Origin of the sequence: Comamonas sp. 4034, from assembly GCF_050434545.1 — a bacterium.
GTDB lineage: Bacteria > Pseudomonadota > Gammaproteobacteria > Burkholderiales > Burkholderiaceae_C > Comamonas > Comamonas odontotermitis.
Genome location: NZ_JBNDIT010000018.1, coordinates 77,832 through 93,175, shown reverse-complemented (window position 1 = coordinate 93,175; position 15,344 = coordinate 77,832). Strand labels below are relative to the sequence as shown.

General features: G+C 58.1%; 12 protein-coding genes and 1 pseudogene. 9 read left to right on the top strand and 4 right to left on the bottom strand.

Annotated elements, in window-relative coordinates:
* The 3 genes and pseudogenes from ABIE32_RS17710 to ABIE32_RS17700 form a co-directional block, all read left to right on the top strand.
* A pseudogene (locus ABIE32_RS17710) lies at positions 1–1,554 on the top strand (hypothetical protein); the annotation flags it as partial.
* 156 nt (positions 1,555–1,710) lie between these two features.
* Positions 1,711–2,346, top strand: coding sequence for a 7-carboxy-7-deazaguanine synthase (queE, locus tag ABIE32_RS17705; protein WP_224152486.1), 636 nt, complete (start codon positions 1,711–1,713; stop codon positions 2,344–2,346).
* The gene (locus tag ABIE32_RS17700; protein WP_429018068.1) at positions 2,343–2,732 is read left to right on the top strand and encodes a 6-pyruvoyl trahydropterin synthase family protein; all 390 of its coding nucleotides are present in this window, start codon (positions 2,343–2,345) and stop codon (positions 2,730–2,732) included. The genes queE and ABIE32_RS17700 overlap by 4 nt, the downstream gene beginning before the upstream one ends.
* 350 nt (positions 2,733–3,082) lie before the next feature.
* Here ABIE32_RS17700 and ABIE32_RS17695 read toward each other — a convergent pair whose 3' ends face one another.
* Both ABIE32_RS17695 and potE read right to left on the bottom strand, forming a co-directional pair.
* Positions 3,083–5,371: an Orn/Lys/Arg decarboxylase N-terminal domain-containing protein gene (locus tag ABIE32_RS17695; RefSeq protein ID WP_429018066.1), complete on the bottom strand. Its 2,289-nt coding sequence runs from the start codon at positions 5,369–5,371 to the stop codon at positions 3,083–3,085.
* 129 nt (positions 5,372–5,500) lie between these two features.
* A complete protein-coding gene (potE, locus tag ABIE32_RS17690) occupies positions 5,501–6,853 on the bottom strand; it encodes a putrescine-ornithine antiporter (protein ID WP_429018064.1) in 1,353 nt (450 codons plus the stop codon).
* A 455-nt stretch (positions 6,854–7,308) separates the two neighbouring features.
* Here potE and ABIE32_RS17685 point away from each other — a divergent pair, with 455 nt between their 5' ends.
* A complete protein-coding gene (locus tag ABIE32_RS17685; RefSeq protein ID WP_429018062.1) occupies positions 7,309–7,488 on the top strand; it encodes a hypothetical protein in 180 nt (59 codons plus the stop codon).
* A gap of 142 nt (positions 7,489–7,630) precedes the next feature.
* Here ABIE32_RS17685 and ABIE32_RS17680 read toward each other — a convergent pair whose 3' ends face one another.
* Together ABIE32_RS17680 and ABIE32_RS17675 are read right to left on the bottom strand one after the other, a co-directional pair.
* A complete protein-coding gene (locus tag ABIE32_RS17680; RefSeq protein WP_429018070.1) occupies positions 7,631–8,908 on the bottom strand; it encodes an NAD(P)/FAD-dependent oxidoreductase in 1,278 nt (425 codons plus the stop codon).
* The gene (locus tag ABIE32_RS17675; RefSeq protein ID WP_429018060.1) at positions 8,908–9,273 is read right to left on the bottom strand and encodes a c-type cytochrome; all 366 of its coding nucleotides are present in this window, start codon (positions 9,271–9,273) and stop codon (positions 8,908–8,910) included. The genes ABIE32_RS17680 and ABIE32_RS17675 overlap by 1 nt, the downstream gene beginning before the upstream one ends.
* Positions 9,274–10,015: 742 nt before the next feature.
* On the opposite strand from ABIE32_RS17675, the gene ABIE32_RS17670 reads away from it, so the two are divergent.
* The 5 genes from ABIE32_RS17670 to ABIE32_RS17650 all read left to right on the top strand — a co-directional run bounded on the left by ABIE32_RS17670 (position 10,016) and on the right by ABIE32_RS17650 (position 15,344).
* Positions 10,016–12,724 (top strand): type VI secretion system Vgr family protein, encoded by a 2,709-nt coding sequence (locus ABIE32_RS17670; RefSeq protein ID WP_429018058.1) that lies wholly within the window; start codon positions 10,016–10,018, stop codon positions 12,722–12,724.
* A 43-nt stretch (positions 12,725–12,767) separates the two neighbouring features.
* Entirely contained in the window at positions 12,768–13,145 is a 378-nt protein-coding gene (locus ABIE32_RS17665) for a PAAR domain-containing protein (protein WP_429018056.1), read from the top strand.
* Between the two features lie 88 nt (positions 13,146–13,233).
* A complete protein-coding gene (locus ABIE32_RS17660; protein WP_429018054.1) occupies positions 13,234–13,920 on the top strand; it encodes a DUF4123 domain-containing protein in 687 nt (228 codons plus the stop codon).
* Positions 13,920–14,351 (top strand): hypothetical protein, encoded by a 432-nt coding sequence (locus ABIE32_RS17655; protein ID WP_429018052.1) that lies wholly within the window; start codon positions 13,920–13,922, stop codon positions 14,349–14,351. Before ABIE32_RS17660 ends, ABIE32_RS17655 begins: the two co-directional genes overlap by 1 nt.
* A gap of 27 nt (positions 14,352–14,378) precedes the next feature.
* A complete protein-coding gene (locus ABIE32_RS17650) occupies positions 14,379–15,344 on the top strand; it encodes a hypothetical protein (RefSeq protein ID WP_429018050.1) in 966 nt (321 codons plus the stop codon).

The following is a 15,344-nucleotide window of genomic DNA, read 5'->3' as shown; positions in this document are numbered from 1 at the left end:
TTGTGGTGCGGTACTTGCGCCGACCCCAGTTCGTCTCACTCATCATCCGAGCCTACTACCGCTGCGGCCCGGATTTGTGCAACAAAGCCGACCTACACCGTCACCGCCACCGTGAGCAACACGCCACCGGCGTCCATTGCCAATACCGCAAGCGCCACGCCACCGGCGGGCACCTGCGCGCCGGGCAACACGGCCCCGCCTTGCACGGCCACGGCCAGCAGCACACCGCTGCCGCAGGTGGAGATCACCAAGACGGCGGGCACCAGCACCCTTATCCCGGGCGGCACCGTCACCTACACCGTCACTGTGAAGAACACCAGCGCAGTCGCTGCAGACGGCACCACCGTGAGCGACCCGATGCCTGCGGGCATCACGGCCCAGAGCTGGAGCTGCGCAGCAGCAGGCGGGGCCACCTGCACGGCCAGCGGCACAGGAGCGGTCAGCGACACCATCGCCAGCCTTCCTGCAGGTGCTATGGCCATCTACACCATCACGGCCACGGTGAGCAATGCGCCGCCAGCGACGGTGACCAACACCGCAAGCGCCACCCCCGGAGCCAATGGCGTATGCGCGCCAGGCAACACCGCAGCGCCTTGCACGGCAGCGGTGACTCTCGGCTCAGCCCCGATCATCGAGGTGAGCAAGACTGCCGACACTACCGTTCTGGCTCCTGGCAGCACGGTGCATTACACGGTCACCGTCAGCAACGCGGGCTCTGTTGCCGCCGATGGAGCCACGGTGAGCGATGCCGTCCCTGCCGGTATTGCCCAGCAAAGCTGGGCTTGCGCTGCCACGGGCGGTGCCACTTGCACAGCCAGCGGCAATGGGGCGATCAGTGACACCATCGCAACCTTCCCTGTAGGCGCTGTTGTCACCTATACCGTCACTGCCACGGTCAGCAGCGCGCCACCGGCGTCCATCACCAACACGGCGACCGTTACCCCATCCGGGCAGGGCGTGTGCGGGGTGGACATGAAGGCTGCCGCAATGAAGGCTTCGCAAGCGAAAGCTGCATCATTGAAGGCGCCGCCATGCACGGCGTCTGTCACCGGCAGCTCCACGCCACAACTGCAGATCACCAAGACGGCAGACCTGCAGACGGTCGCAGTGGGCGGCACGATCGAGTACACGGTCACGGTGATCAATGGCGGAAGCGTGCCGGCAGATGGCACTGTCATCAGGGATCCGATCCCCGAGGGCATTGCCAGCCAGCTGTGGACATGCAGAACCAGTGCAGGAGCTGTCTGCGCGGGCATTGGAAGCGGAGCCATCAGTGACACGATCACGAGCCTTCCTGTTGGCGGCTCGGTGGTCTACACGGTCACGGCAAAGGTGAGCTTCACAGCACCCAAGACCATCACAAATGTCGCGACCATCACGCCTCCAGCGGGCGGTAACTGCGCGCCATGCACGGCAAGCGCTACTACTGCGGTGCAGCAGAGCTCGACACCTGCACCTGTGCCGGGGTTGGGAGCGTGGGGTGTGGGGTGGATGCTGTTGTTGATGCCAATGGCTGCTGGCTTCGCCGCCCGCCGGCGGTCAATGGAGGCGTAGCGCAAGCTGGGTGCCACGGGTGCATAAGCCCGTGAGCGCCTACGCGTGCGGCTGGCTGGCCGCACGCCCGCCACAGCACACCCGCATACACGCCGCTACCCGCAAACCAAAGGCGTCGGGCCTTACAATACGCACATTTTCAACAAGTTGCGCAGCATGGCTTATAGCGTCAAGGAAATCTTCTACACCCTGCAAGGGGAGGGTGCCAATGCGGGGCGCCCAGCGGTTTTTTGCCGGTTTGCGGGCTGCAACCTGTGGAGCGGTCGGGAAGAAGACCGCGCTGCAGCGGCGTGCAGGTTCTGCGACACCGATTTTGTGGGTACCGACGGAGAGGGAGGCGGCAAGTACCCGTCTGCCACCGAGCTCGCCGCCGCTATTGAGGCACATTGGCCATCAGAGAATGTTGACCGCCGTTTTGTTGTTCTCACGGGCGGAGAGCCTGCTTTGCAGGCGGATGCAGCCTTGGTCGCCGCTTTGCACGCGAAGGGCTTTTTCATTGCGATGGAGACGAATGGCACGCTCATGCCTCCAGAAGGTATTGATTGGCTATGCGTAAGCCCCAAGGCCAATAACGCGCTTGCCGTAGATGCAGGGCAGGAACTCAAGCTGGTTTATCCGCAAAACCATGTGGATCCCTCGAATTTCATTCATCTGAATTTCGACAGGTTCTATCTCCAGCCATTGGACGATTTCGAACAGCACAAGAATACTGCAGCCGCCATTGCCTATTGTCTTCAGCACCCGCGCTGGAATCTGAGCCTGCAGACGCACAAAATCACAGGAATACGATGAAGTACGAACTGAGCCAGAAGTTCATCTTTGAAGCCGCACATACACTCCATCGCACCGTGGACGCAGTCGGGAGCCGCCGGATACATGGACATACCTACCACGCCGAAATCACTTTGCGTGGCGAGCCATCGCAAGCATCAGGCATGCTGCAGGATCTGGGTGATGTGCGCCAGAAGATTGAGCGTGTTCGAAATGAGCTTGATCACCATTTTCTCGATGAGGTTCCCAATCTCGGCCCAGCCACCTTGGAAAACCTGTGCAAATACATCTACACCGGCCTGGTCGTGCATTGCCCTGATTTGATTGCCGTTTCAGTGGAACGGCCTTCCAGTGGCGATAAATGTGTATTGCGCATGAATGATCTGCAGAACTCAAATTCAAATTGAAATAAATGAATTTAATTTGAGTTTTCCTGGCTGCATAAGCCGATCCGGTAAAAAAGCGCCCGCTCGGCAGTTTCGGCTGAATGGCATTGCTGGCCAGTTGATGGAATGGTGAAGTCCACTCCCGTCCTCTCGTTGATTTTTTCATTCAAAACCATGAAAAATGGCTGTTAACAGGGTGAAAAATTACCAAGATCACGTCTGCAGGGCTTGCTGAGGCAATGCAAAACAGAAACGCCCGATGTTGTTCCATCGGGCGTTTGCGGTTTCATCCATCAGAAGGGTCAGGCTACGCAGGCTTTTGCAACGCATTCAGCGGCACAAGCCTGCCCGCCTGCTTGTTCTGGCAGTGCTCACGAAGCCAGAACTTCCACCAGATAACGGCGCTTGCCAGCTTCATCCACCTCAACTTCGCGGCCATGTATGTCGGACTCAAAGCCGGGTACTTGGGCATCCTGTTCTTCGGCAATCTGCAGGTATTGGAAGATGGCATCTGCCTTTTCGTTGTAGCGCTCGCCAGGCATGATGAGTGGAATGCCTGGGGGATAGGGCACCAGCATGGTAGCCGCGATGCGCCCCTTGAGCTTTTTGACTTCCACCTTCTCGACCTTGCCCTGCACCAGCAGGTTGTAGGCCTCTGCCGGAATCATGGCCATGTCGGGTTGCTCGACGTACATCTCGCGCATGACCTTGGGCACATCGTGGCTCACATTGAACTGGTGCAGGCGGTCGCACAGGTCACGCAGCCCCGTGTCGGCATAGACCTGCGGGTAGCTCTCCACCAGGTCAGGCAATACCTGCGCCAGAGGCGTATTGGCCTCGTAGTGCTGCTTGAAGCTCATCAGTTCCGCCACCAGGGTTCCCCACTTGCCCTTGGTGATGCCCATGGAGAACAGCACTAGCAGCGAGTAAAGGTTGGTTTTTTCGACCACGATGCCGCGCGTCCACAGGAACTTGCTGACCACGCTGGCAGGGATGCCCTGTTTGTCCATGTGCCCGTCCATGTCCAGCCCAGGCATGGTGAGGGTGACCTTGATAGGGTCGATCATGACAAAGTCGTCGCTCAGCTTGTCAAAGCCGTGCCACTGGGCTTCGGGGCGCAGTTGCCAGTCCTTGGCCTGGGCAGGTGGAATGTGGGATGAGGATTTGCGCAGTTGCTTGGCCACGGGCTCGGGCTGCCAGACCTTGAACCACCAGTCTTTCTTGTCCAGGTCGGATTCGATCTGCAGCATGGCTCGGCGAAACGCGAGGGATTCGTCGTGCATTTCCTGCACCAGTGATTCACCGGCAGCGCCTTCCATCATCTTGGAGGCCACATCGCAGGCCGCAATCACCGGGTACAGCGGGCTGGTGGAGGTGTGCATCATGAAGGCTTCGTTGAAGCGCCCCATGTCGAGCTTGCGTTTGCGGCTGTCACGCACATGCACCATGGATGCCTGCGAAAACGCCGCCAGCAGCTTGTGGGTGGAATGGGTGGTGAAGACGATGGCATCCTGCTCACGCGGCTTGCCCTTGGCCATGCCGTAGTAATGCTCGTAGAAGGGATGGAAGGCGGCGTAGGCGTACCAGGCTTCGTCAAAGTGCAGAAAATCGACGGCACTGCCAATTTTCTTGGCAATCTTCTCGGCGTTGTAGCAAAGGCCGTCATAGGTGGAGTTGGTCACCACCGCAATGCGCAGCTTGGCGCCGTTTTTCATGGCTTGCGCGGCAAGCGGCACCTGTGCGATACGCGCCTGCATGGCCTTGGGCGAGAACTGGTCTTCGCTGATCGGCCCGATGATGCCGTGCGCATTTCGGCTCGGCGAGAAGTACACGGGAATGGCTCCCGTCATGATCAGCGAGTGCAGCAGTGACTTGTGGCAGTTGCGATCCACAAACACCACATCGCCGCGCGCCACCGTACCATGCCAGACGATCTTGTTGGCCGTAGAGGTGCCGTTGGTCACGAAGAAGGTATGGTCGGAGCCGAAGTTTCTGGCGGCGTCAGCCTCTGCCTCTCGTATGGGGCCGCTGTGGTCGAGGAGGGAGCCCAGCTCGGGCACAGAGATCGAGAGATCGCTGCGCAGGGTGTTTTCACCATAGTACTGGTGGAAGGCTCGGCCCACCGACGATTTGGTGAAGGCCACGCCGCCCGCATGCCCCGGCGTGTACCAGGAGTAGTTGGACTTGGCCGTGTGCTTGATCAGTGCCTTGAAGAAGGGCGGCAGCAGGTGCTCCATGTACTCTTCGGCCGCCCGCATCACCTGCCGCGCGATGAAGCTCTTGGTGTCTTCAAACAGGTAGAAATACCCGCGCGCATATTTCACAAGGTTGGTCGGCACCTTCTCCACCGAACCTCGCTCGCCATAAAAGAACACCGGCAGGTGGGGGTGGCGCGCCAGGTTGTCTTCCAGCAGATCCTGGATCTTGCGGAACTGTTCCTCGGCATCCTCATGTGCGTCGATGGAGATCAGGACTGCGGAGGCTGCCAGATAGGTGCGTGCAGCCACACGCGCATCATCGAGCGTGAGATTGGCCATCACACGCTGGTTTGCGTTCTCCAGCTCTTCGGCCAGGGCGCGGATGATGCTGCCGCGCAGGCGGGGCGAGTCGAACTCGCTGTCGATAATGACGGTTGGATAGTCCAGGGCTTTGAAAAACATCTTCAGGCTCCGTTGTGATGAATTCGAAAAGGTTCAAGGGGACAAATCCCCTGTTGGGAGAGCATGTTCGCAAGCGCTGCCCAGCCGTGTGGCGGCGAGGAGGGCGAAAACATGCGCTTGCGGTCTGCGTCAGGCTGTGTTGCCGGTATGGCTGGTAGTGGTGGCTGCAGCTCGCTCCTGGTCCAGGCGCAGCATGCGGGTGCTGACAAAGCCATAGAGCGTGAAGCCCACGATGGTTGCCACGCCGCCGAGCATCAAGGCCTCGGTCCCCGAGCTGTACAGGGCCAGATAGCTGTAGGCTGCAGCGATCCACGAGATGATGTTGACGAACAAGGCCTTTTTAGGGGGCACGCCCGCAACCTTCTGGATGGTCATCAAGGCCGCCATGGACAGGATGTAGGGCACGATGTTCGTCACCACCGCCAGGTTCACCAGCGTGTCGAACTGCTTGGTCAGATCGGGGCTGATGGTGAGCAGGGCGAGGCCAGTCTGGGCGGCCAGCAAGATCAGCATGGCCACGATAGGGGTACCTGCCTTGTTCACCTTGGCAAAGATCGGCAGAAAGTAGCCGGTGTCCGACGAGCTTTTGAACACCTGCGCAATGGTGAACTGCCAGCCCAGCAACGAGCCGATGCATGCCAGCACCATCAGGCCCATGATGATCTGCCCGACCAGGGGGGTGAACATGTGCGCGAACACCAGGCCAAAGGGCGCAGTGGAGGCCGCCAACTCCGGATTTGAGACGATGCCCGCCATGACGTTGGTCGAGACGATGTAGATCACGGCAGCGCCGATCGTGCCACCGAGCACGGCAATTGGCACGTTCTTTTCGGGGTTCTCCACCGCGTCGGCGTTGGCGCAGGCAGACTCCATTCCCAAAAACGCCCACAGGGTGATGGCCACGGAAGAGCTGGCTGCCTGCAGGAGCGACAAACCATGCGGGTTCCAGGCTTCGGCGTAGGTGCTGGGGCTGAACCAGAACCAGCCAAATGTGGAGACGCCAACCACCGGCAGAATCACGCCCCAGACGGTGACCCCACCAATCTTGCCGGTCACGCTGGCACCGCCAAAGTTGGCAATGGTAGTGATCCACAGCAATGCAATCGTCATGAGGCCTACACCCACGGGGCTCAGCTGCAGAGAAAACAGCTCCGTCAGGTAGCCCACCGCAGTGATGCCAATGGCCACATTGGCGATCAACAGAGACGTGCCATAGGTGTAGTTCACCAGATAGTTGCCGGCCCGGCCAAACGCATATTCCGCATAGCCCCCCATGCCGCCAGATTTGCGGCTGAGCATGCCGCACTGGGCAAAGGCATAGGCCAGTGCCAGCGAGCCCGTTGCGGTGACCAGCCAGGAAAGGATGGAGATGGCCCCCACCTGTGCCAGCTTGGTGGGCAACAGAACAATGCCAGACCCAAGCATGTTGACCACGGTCAGCATGGTCAGCTGCACCACGGTCATTTTTTTGGTTTGCGCCATTCTCACTCCTTTTCCTGAATGAAGGTTTCTATTCGCTTGGGCGTTGATGGAAAACGCAAGGGATGCGCCCTGAGACCCAACACCTGTATCGCTGGGTAAGCGGTTGTCCAAAATCTCAGAAATTATTTCTCTGTGGCAAGCGCTTAGATGATAAATATGCAACAGGCAAAATGCATCGATGAAATCAATGCAAAAAATATAACAAGAAATGAATTTTAATCAGGGAATTTTATTTTGATACATGCTTAGTTTCTGGCCTGATCATAATTTAATGATCTTTCATCCCTATGAAAGTGCCACATGAAAGTGCAGAAATCCCTGGAGTCTTGACATAAGTCAAATCAAGCCCGCAAGCTATGCGGCTGAAGGATGCATCTGCCGAATATTGTGCATACCAGGGTGCATTTTGCGGATGGGTGCTCTGAGAAAATATTTTTTTCTCAGAGCACTTTCATATGATGGAAAAAGAAGCAATGCATGCCTGGTTTACCCCTGATGCGATGACCAAGAAGACATTGGGTTTCTGCACCAATGGCGCACTCCCATTCGGCCAAAAACCCTCCAAGGCAAATAGGAAAATGCCTGTGTGCGAAGGTGCTGGATTTACGGGCACGCTGTCATCTCAGGGCAGGTAAAGCTAGGATCCGTTGATCCATTGAGTTGATGGAGACCTTGGCGCCTTATTCGGGGGCAGCAAGCGGATTGCAAACAGTTTGCAATCCGCTTGCTGCTGACTACTGACAGAAGGCGCCTTCACGCACGCGCCAGCCCTGCATCTCAGGCCCCCCAGATATCAGTGCTGATGGCTTTGTACCAGGCGGCCCCGTAGTCCGCCTCGGCCTTGCGGAACGCGGCATCCTTGTTGGCGGGGCTGACCCCGCCAGAGTTGGGCACTTCCATCAGCTTGCCCTCTTGAGCGCGGTAAACCCCCGCCACAGAAATGCCGTAGTCCGGGCCGACAAAGCTGTAGCAGGTATTGGCAAACGAGGCAGTCGGCAGAGCGCTGCCTGCCAACTCGGCGGCAATCGCCGCTGCGGCGACCTTGCCCTGGATGTTGGCGGCAAAGCCGGACTTGGGCATGGGCGCTGCAATGGTGGCGTCGCCCAGCACATGGATATGGCGCACCAACCGGGACTCGAAATTCTCCGCCTTGATCGGCACCCAGCCGCTTGCGTCCGCCACACCAGCACGCTCGGCAATGAACCCCGCCTTCTGCGCAGGAATCACGTTGAGGACGTCTGCTGTATAGCGGTTGCCAAAGACGGTTTCCACCTCCAGGCGCCTGGCATCCACGCGGCCGACCTTGCCATCGTCAGATTGCTTGATCCACTCGATCATGTCGCCATACAGCGCCTTCCAGCCCTGGATAAACAGGCCTTGCTTGGAGAACTGGTCCTTGCTGTCCAGCAGGAGAATCTTGCTTCTGGGCTTGTGCGTTTTCAGATAGTGCGCAACCATGGCCGCCCGCTCGTAAGGGCCGGGCGGACAGCGGAACGGGTTGTCGGGGATGACCATCACAAAGCGCCCGCCATCGGGCATGGCCTCCAGTTGCTTTTTCAACAACTGGGTCTGGGCACCGGCCTTCCAGGCGTGGGGCGCCCATTGGGCTGCTGCCTCGTCATAACCTTCCAGGGCATTCCAGCGCATATCAATGCCGGGCGAGAGCACCAGCTTGTCATAGCGCAGCGTCTGACCATCGGAGAGCTTGATGCTGCGTGCTGCGCCGTCAACCGATTCAGCGCTCGCCCGCACCACGGTCACACCGGCTTTGCGCAAACCGTCATAGCCATGGCCAATGCTGTCCCAGCTGCGCAGCCCAGCCAGGTACAGATTGGAGAACGGGCAAGTGTAAAAGCGCTCGGAGGGCTCTACCAAGATCACATTGATGTGCGGCGCAAACCGCCGCAGATAGCGAGCGGCGGTGGCTCCACCAAACCCCCCGCCCACGACCACCACGTGGGCCGAGGCTGCCTGGGCACGAACAATGGCGGGCATGGCCAAGCTGACCGCTCCGGCGGCTGCACCCCCCAGGAGATCTCTACGGCGTATTGGCATCATGGCTTCTCCTTGCTGAACCACTGGGCCAGGACTTGAAGTTGCGCGTCGTCATAGCCCTTCGCCATGCGGTCCATCACCGTGGCGTCCTTGGCAGTTCCGGCTTTGAACGACTGCAGCCGTTGCAGCAAATATTCCTGCGGCAGGCCGCGCAATGGGGTGATGCCACCGGAGTTGCGCCCATCCGCGCCGTGGCAGTTGGCGCAACTGGCCGCGAGCACCGCTACATCTTGCGGACGCAACTGGGTGGAGGGCGTGTCGGAAGCGGAATGGGCGAAGGTACCCAATAGCATCAATCCAAGGCCGGTAACGACGCCCAGAGGCGACTTGGACACCGCAAATCGATGGCGAGTTGATCGTGACATAGAAGCTCCTGCAAAGGCCGCCATGTGGCAGTTTGTGTTCAAGCAAACCCATCCCATTGATCATGATTTTTATATAAAAGCATCGAATCAGGCTGAGATGGCCTTGGCCTTGATCCGGAGTCTTTACATATCATAGGCAGCCTGGACGGACATGGAAATGCTGAATGCAATACCTCGCAACCGCCCCAAGAGCCGATGAATATGAAATGGCTTTTTTAAAAAAACCAAGAATTCATGGAATTTTTATCAATCCCTTCGAGAAATATTTTCGCCATTGCAGCAGGGTTCATGGATGGTTGTCAACTTTCTTCAGCAGCAATAGACCCATGCTGTCATGCGATATGGATCGATACGGGCCCGCCTTGCCCTTAGCAACGGCAACGACCCATAGACCGTGACCGTCGGCGTACTGGAGTGCGCGCGGATTCAGCAAATTTCGGCGCCGACTATCGCCTGATCTCCTCTATTGAGCAGGTCTGCGTCACGTACAGAAGTATCTGGCATTCATGAGTGTCTTGTCTTTCAAGGCGAGTCTATTTGACATTTGATTTTTCGTATAAATAGAAGAAATTGATTAATTGAAAGTAATTTGCGTAGATATTCTGACTGTTGTTGTATTGAATATGTATATTGATATATAGATATTATATTCAGGCAAAATCATTAAAATCCTCCCTGGAATAAAAACAGGTGACAAGGCAAATACCGCCTGCAGTTACCAATCTCCATGGAGGAGCAGAGATTGAATCGCACATTCATTGCGCACAGCCCGTTGGGCGAAGAGCTGGAATTTCGCTCGCTGGAGGGCTCGGAGCAGATATCGCGGCTGTTCGAATTTCGGGTACGGCTGCTCGGCAACTTCCCTGGCATCCCCGCCAAATCCTTGCTGGGCAAGGACATGAGCATCGAGGTGGACCTCACCACGGAGAAGGGCGGCGGGGGCAAGCGGTTCATCTCCGGCCAAGTCACCCAGTTCACCTACATCGGCAGAGACGGCGATTTCAGCGCCTACGAAGCGGTGCTCAGGCCCTGGCTGTGGCATGCCACACGCCGCTCCGATTTCAAAATCTTCCAGTTCCAAAAAGCGCCCGACATTATCAAAGACGTGCTGGGCAAATATGGCTTCTCCATTGAAGACCGGTTAACCGGCCACTACCGGCAATGGACCTATATCGTCCAGTACGGTGAGACAGATTTCAACTTTGTCTCGCGCCTTATGGAAGAAGAAGGCATCTTCTACTTCTTTGCCCATAGCAATGGAAGCCACAAACTCGTGCTCGCTGATGATATCGGCTCTGTCAGCCCTTTGCCCAATGGCCCCACCACCATTGCCTACTACCCCAACAACCGGGCAGCGCACGTCCACGACGAAGACTTCATCGACGGCTGGGTCTTTGCAGAAGACATAGCCAGCGGCAACTTTGCCGCCGACGACTACGACTTCGAAAAGCCCAAGGCCATCCTGGACACCCGCCAGCAGCAGCCCGCAGGCCACAGCGAAGACAGCAGAGAGCAATACGAGTGGCCGGGGGGCTACACCGAGTCCGGGGACGGCGAGAACTATGCGCGCATCCGCATCGAGCAGCAAAAGGCCCAGCGGGAAATAGCCCAAGGCGAGGGCAATGCCCGCAACATCGCCCCCGGCTACCTCTTTACCTTCAGCAAATACCCGCGGGGGGACCAGAACAAGGAATACCTCATCGAATCGGCCCACTACCGCTTTGAAGAGAACGTGCGCAGAAGCGACGGAGCAGGGGGCTCGGGCGCCGCCAAGCGCGGGGGCATCGACAGCGGCACTACGTACCGCATCAGCTTTGCGGTCATGCCCAAAAGCACGGCGTACCGCAGCCAACGCGTCACCCCCAAGCCCCACACCACGGGGCCGCAGACGGCGGTCATCACAGGCCCGGCGGGCGAGGAAATCTACACCGACAAATACGGGCGGGTTAAAGTGCAGTTCCACTGGGACCGGTACGGCAGCTTTGATGAAAACAGCAGCTGCTGGATACGCGTCTCCCAGACCTGGGCGGGCAGCAACTACGGCAGCATGCACATCCCGCGCATCGGGCAGGAAGTGATTGTGGACTTTCTGAACGGTGACCCGGACTACCCCATCATCACCGGGCGCGTGTACAACGCCATGCAGACGGTGCCGTGGGACTTGCCGGCCAACAAGACCATGTCGGGCATCAAGACCCGCAGCAGCCAGGGTGGCACATCTGGCGACGGCTTGAAGGACAGCCCCGGCACAGCCAATGTACTGCGCTTTGAAGACAAGGCGGGACAAGAGCAGCTGTGGCTGCATGCGCAGAAAGACCAGCTCACCGAGGTAGAGAACGATGAGTCGAAGTGGGTCGGTAGAGATCGGAGCAAGGTCATCGACCGCGATGAATTCAACACCATCCACCGCGACAGAACCGAGGTGGTGGACCGCAACGAGAAGATCAACGTACACGGTTGGCGGACCGAAGAGGTGGACCTGGACGAAACCATCACCATCCACCAGAACCGCAAGGAGCGGGTAGACCTGAACGAGAAGATATCGATTGGTATTGATCGGACCGAGGATGTTGGCAACAACGAGAAAGTCAAAATCGGCGCCAATCGGGACAAGACCATAGGTCGCAACGAGAGTGATTCCATCGGTAGGAATTGGACGATCAAGACCGCAAAGATCAAGAATGAAACAACCGGCGTTGCCAATCTCGACAATGTCGGTATTGCACGCATGAGCAACATCGGCATTGCGTATAGCGTGAATGTCGGGATGTTGATGAATACGCTGGTAGGCGTGAACCAGAGTTCACAGATTGGTCACGACCAGAGCTTCAAGATCGGCAATGACCATAGCCTGGATGTCGCCAAGAACAGCGATATGGGGGTCGGAGACACATTCAAGCTGAACATTGGCAAGGTGTGGAAGGTCAACATCGGCGAATACAGCCAGCACGCAGCGGGCAAGGTGATATTGCAAACCGCTGGCGACCATCTGGAACTCAGTTGCGGTGCAGCGAAGATTGTTCTCCAAAGCGAAGGCGGCATTTACCTGCAGGGCACACATGTCGAAGTCATTGGAGGCAGTGCCATCAATATGGACAGCGCAGGTGTGGACATCAATTGCGGCAAGGCCAGACCTGCACCGGATGCGCCACCTGCTCCACCTCCACCCCCGCCTCCTGCCATGTCCGAGCTCGATGGCCTCATGGATAACCTCAGTGGCATGGGCGCAGGCCTCAAGGGCGCGTTGAGCGCGGTGCAGCAATTGCAAGGGCTGGCCCAGCTGACCAAGGCCGTCAAAGAAGGTGGATTGGGTGCTCTGGCCGGAGTGGCGGGCAATGTGCTGTCGGGCGGCGCAATGGGTGATATGAGCAATGGCATGGGTAGCGGTGCTTCGGGAGGCTCCTCTCCTGCAGGTGCGACACCGGGATGGAATCCGGGTGGCAAAAGCTGATCAGCAAGCGACGCATGCACCCATATAAATAAGGAGTTTATCGATGGGACAACCGGCAGCAAGGATTACCGATGGCGTATTGCACAAGAAAGGCGGTGGCACTATTTTGCAGGGCTGTGAAACCGTCCGGATCGAAGGGCTGCTCGCATCGAGAAAGGGCGATCTTGTGCAGCACGGCAGGCACAAGGAAAAAATCATCACCGGCGAGCCTACTGTGCGCATTGGGGGCTTGGGCCTGCTGGCTGCCCGGGTTGGCGATCAGGTGGAATGCAAGGGGTGCGTGGCAGAAGGCAGCAGCACCGTACGCATTGGACGCACAGCACCCGGCAACTGCCTCAAAAAAGCCTCGGATCAAGGCTCGCCTTACGTAAGCCCACATCCCCAGGGGGCCGCCGGGCAAGCAGGAGGGCTACAGGAATGAGCGTATCAAACAACACGTACGGGGCGGGGTGAATTTGATGAGTCCAAACACACCAGGGCAGCAGGGGGTGAAGCCACAGGCGCAGCCCATGTCTCTCGCACAGATCCGCGCCAACGGCATCAGTACTGCGTTGCGAAGCGACGGTCTCTCATATTGGGTCATTGCAGACGGCGCCCGCCGCAATGGACTGGTTTATGCGCTCATAGAGCAGCATCTCCAAAAGCACCCCGGTACCGCAGTGAGTCTGCTTGATGGTCAGGCGTTTCTCACCATGGGGCGCGAAGGCCCCTGGTTGCTCGCTGCCACAGACAGCTCACCGTTGTTTGACCAATGGTTCAACCAAGGCTGGGGCGATTCCTGGGGCGTATTTCTCGCCACGTCTGAAAAAGACATGACCAAAGTCAAGCTGCACCTGAAAAAAATGCTGATGGCTTATGTAGCTATTCCTGATACCAACGAAAGCCTCAAAGCGCTGTACCGCTTTTACGACCCTCGGGTACTACGCGATACCTTGCCGTTTCTCAGCCTCCGGGCCTCCTACGCCATGTTTGAAAAGCTTGTGCACTGCTACGCGGTCGAAGGGGTGAGAACCACTCTCGTGGCCGGGCGCGAGACTGTTAGTGAAATCTACCGCTACAGCCTTGCACCAGAAACCTTCCTGCAAAAGCTGGCCGGGGTATCGGTTCTGCAGACGCAGACCATCACCTTGGCTCTGGGGCAGCCAGCGGGGCAGGCCCGGCCACAGCCCACTTCCCACCCCGCACGGAGGCCATGATGCTGGAGCGGATCGATGTCTATTCCACCCAGAAGCAAAACCGACTGCGACGCGACACCATGCTCTACAACCTGGCCATCTGGTTCTTGCAAGTGGCGCCGGGGGCTGCCAAGACCAACCTGCCCGAAGCGCTGTTTGGCGAACTGCGCAATGCAGTCGACCGGCGCGCTGCGCACATACCGATGACCGAGTTTGCACTCATCGCGCAATATGCCGCGGCGCTGGTCTGCCTGGGGCACGACTTTGAAAGCTATTACCCAGCCTCCGGCGCCGTTCTGCAATCCAAAGCACTAAGTCAAATGGAAAAGGCCCAATGGCTTGAGCAATACATGAACGCATTTGCCCACTTGCGTGGCGAAGGCTTCAAGGTGCCGCCTCCTCAATTACCGCTGCCTCCTGAGTTGTGGCCCCGTGGTGCAAACCGCTACTGACTTTCGTCAACACATGTTCTGACTACCATGACCGTTTTGATACCCGCGCGCGACACCATCAAGAGCATGGGGGACGCTGCCAACAGTGCCGCAAAGGCGGTCTCCGATGCGGCCTCCAGCATCGGGGAAGGCGCAGAGTGGGCAGCCCAGTTTGCAGAAAATTACCTCGTCGCAACGGTCGCAGGCGGCGTTGCAACCTTCATCAAGCGGTTTCCACTTGCGGAGCCGTGTGTGGATTACCTGCTTGCACCCAAAGGTACGCAAGACAGAGACGGTCAGTACATGGGCCAGGGCTGCCCCACATCCAGCAGCACACCGCCCGAAGAAGGTGCCAAGCCCAGGGGGTGTGCCAATTCGGGCAAGGTATTTCCCAAAATCATCTACACCAATGGCATCAATACCCCGCCCGAGGCCGCCTGCGCCACCATGCACAAGATTGCCGATTCGCGCTGCGCCGAAGTGATTGGCGTGTATAACGCCACCGATGGCATTGGTGGCGACGTTGCCAATGCCAACCGCAAGATCAACGGGGATAGCTCGGATAAAGCAGCACAGTCCTTGTCCCAACTGGTGCAGGACATGAGTGCACGCGGCGAAAAGGTCACGATCTTCGCGCACAGCGAAGGCGGGTTGAATGCGCAGACTGGGCTTGGTATTGCGTATGAGAAGATGGAAAAAGAACATGGCAAGGGCTACGCTAACCGGGCCATGCAAAACATGAGCGTCTATTCGTTTGGCACCGCCCAGCGTGGCTGGCCAACCGGGCCCACTTACACCCAGTTCACCAACTTTTCCGATCCGGTGCCGCATTTGATTGGCGCAGACCAGCGCAATACCAACCGGCCCTTTGGCATGGCGCCCAACACCACCAGCAATGTCTTTGCCAATCCGCAATGGAACCCCATCGAGGCGCATTCCATGGACGGCACCTATCTGGATTATCTCAACCGCAAGTACCCGGTGCCCAAGGGCCCCAATGGGTCATGCTGCTAG

Bases quoted from the DNA above. Each gene is read 5' to 3' on its own strand.
- queE (WP_224152486.1), top strand. From the start codon at position 1,711: ATGGCTTATAGCGTCAAGGAAATCTTCTACACCCTGCAAGGGGAGGGT.
- ABIE32_RS17700 (WP_429018068.1), top strand. From the start codon at position 2,343: ATGAAGTACGAACTGAGCCAGAAGTTCATCTTTGAAGCCGCACATACA.
- ABIE32_RS17695 (WP_429018066.1), bottom strand. From the start codon at position 5,371: ATGTTTTTCAAAGCCCTGGACTATCCAACCGTCATTATCGACAGCGAG.
- potE (WP_429018064.1), bottom strand. From the start codon at position 6,853: ATGGCGCAAACCAAAAAAATGACCGTGGTGCAGCTGACCATGCTGACC.
- ABIE32_RS17685 (WP_429018062.1), top strand. From the start codon at position 7,309: ATGATGGAAAAAGAAGCAATGCATGCCTGGTTTACCCCTGATGCGATG.
- ABIE32_RS17680 (WP_429018070.1), bottom strand. From the start codon at position 8,908: ATGCCAATACGCCGTAGAGATCTCCTGGGGGGTGCAGCCGCCGGAGCG.
- ABIE32_RS17675 (WP_429018060.1), bottom strand. From the start codon at position 9,273: ATGTCACGATCAACTCGCCATCGATTTGCGGTGTCCAAGTCGCCTCTG.
- ABIE32_RS17665 (WP_429018056.1), top strand. From the start codon at position 12,768: ATGGGACAACCGGCAGCAAGGATTACCGATGGCGTATTGCACAAGAAA.
- ABIE32_RS17660 (WP_429018054.1), top strand. From the start codon at position 13,234: ATGTCTCTCGCACAGATCCGCGCCAACGGCATCAGTACTGCGTTGCGA.
- ABIE32_RS17655 (WP_429018052.1), top strand. From the start codon at position 13,920: ATGCTGGAGCGGATCGATGTCTATTCCACCCAGAAGCAAAACCGACTG.
- ABIE32_RS17650 (WP_429018050.1), top strand. From the start codon at position 14,379: ATGACCGTTTTGATACCCGCGCGCGACACCATCAAGAGCATGGGGGAC.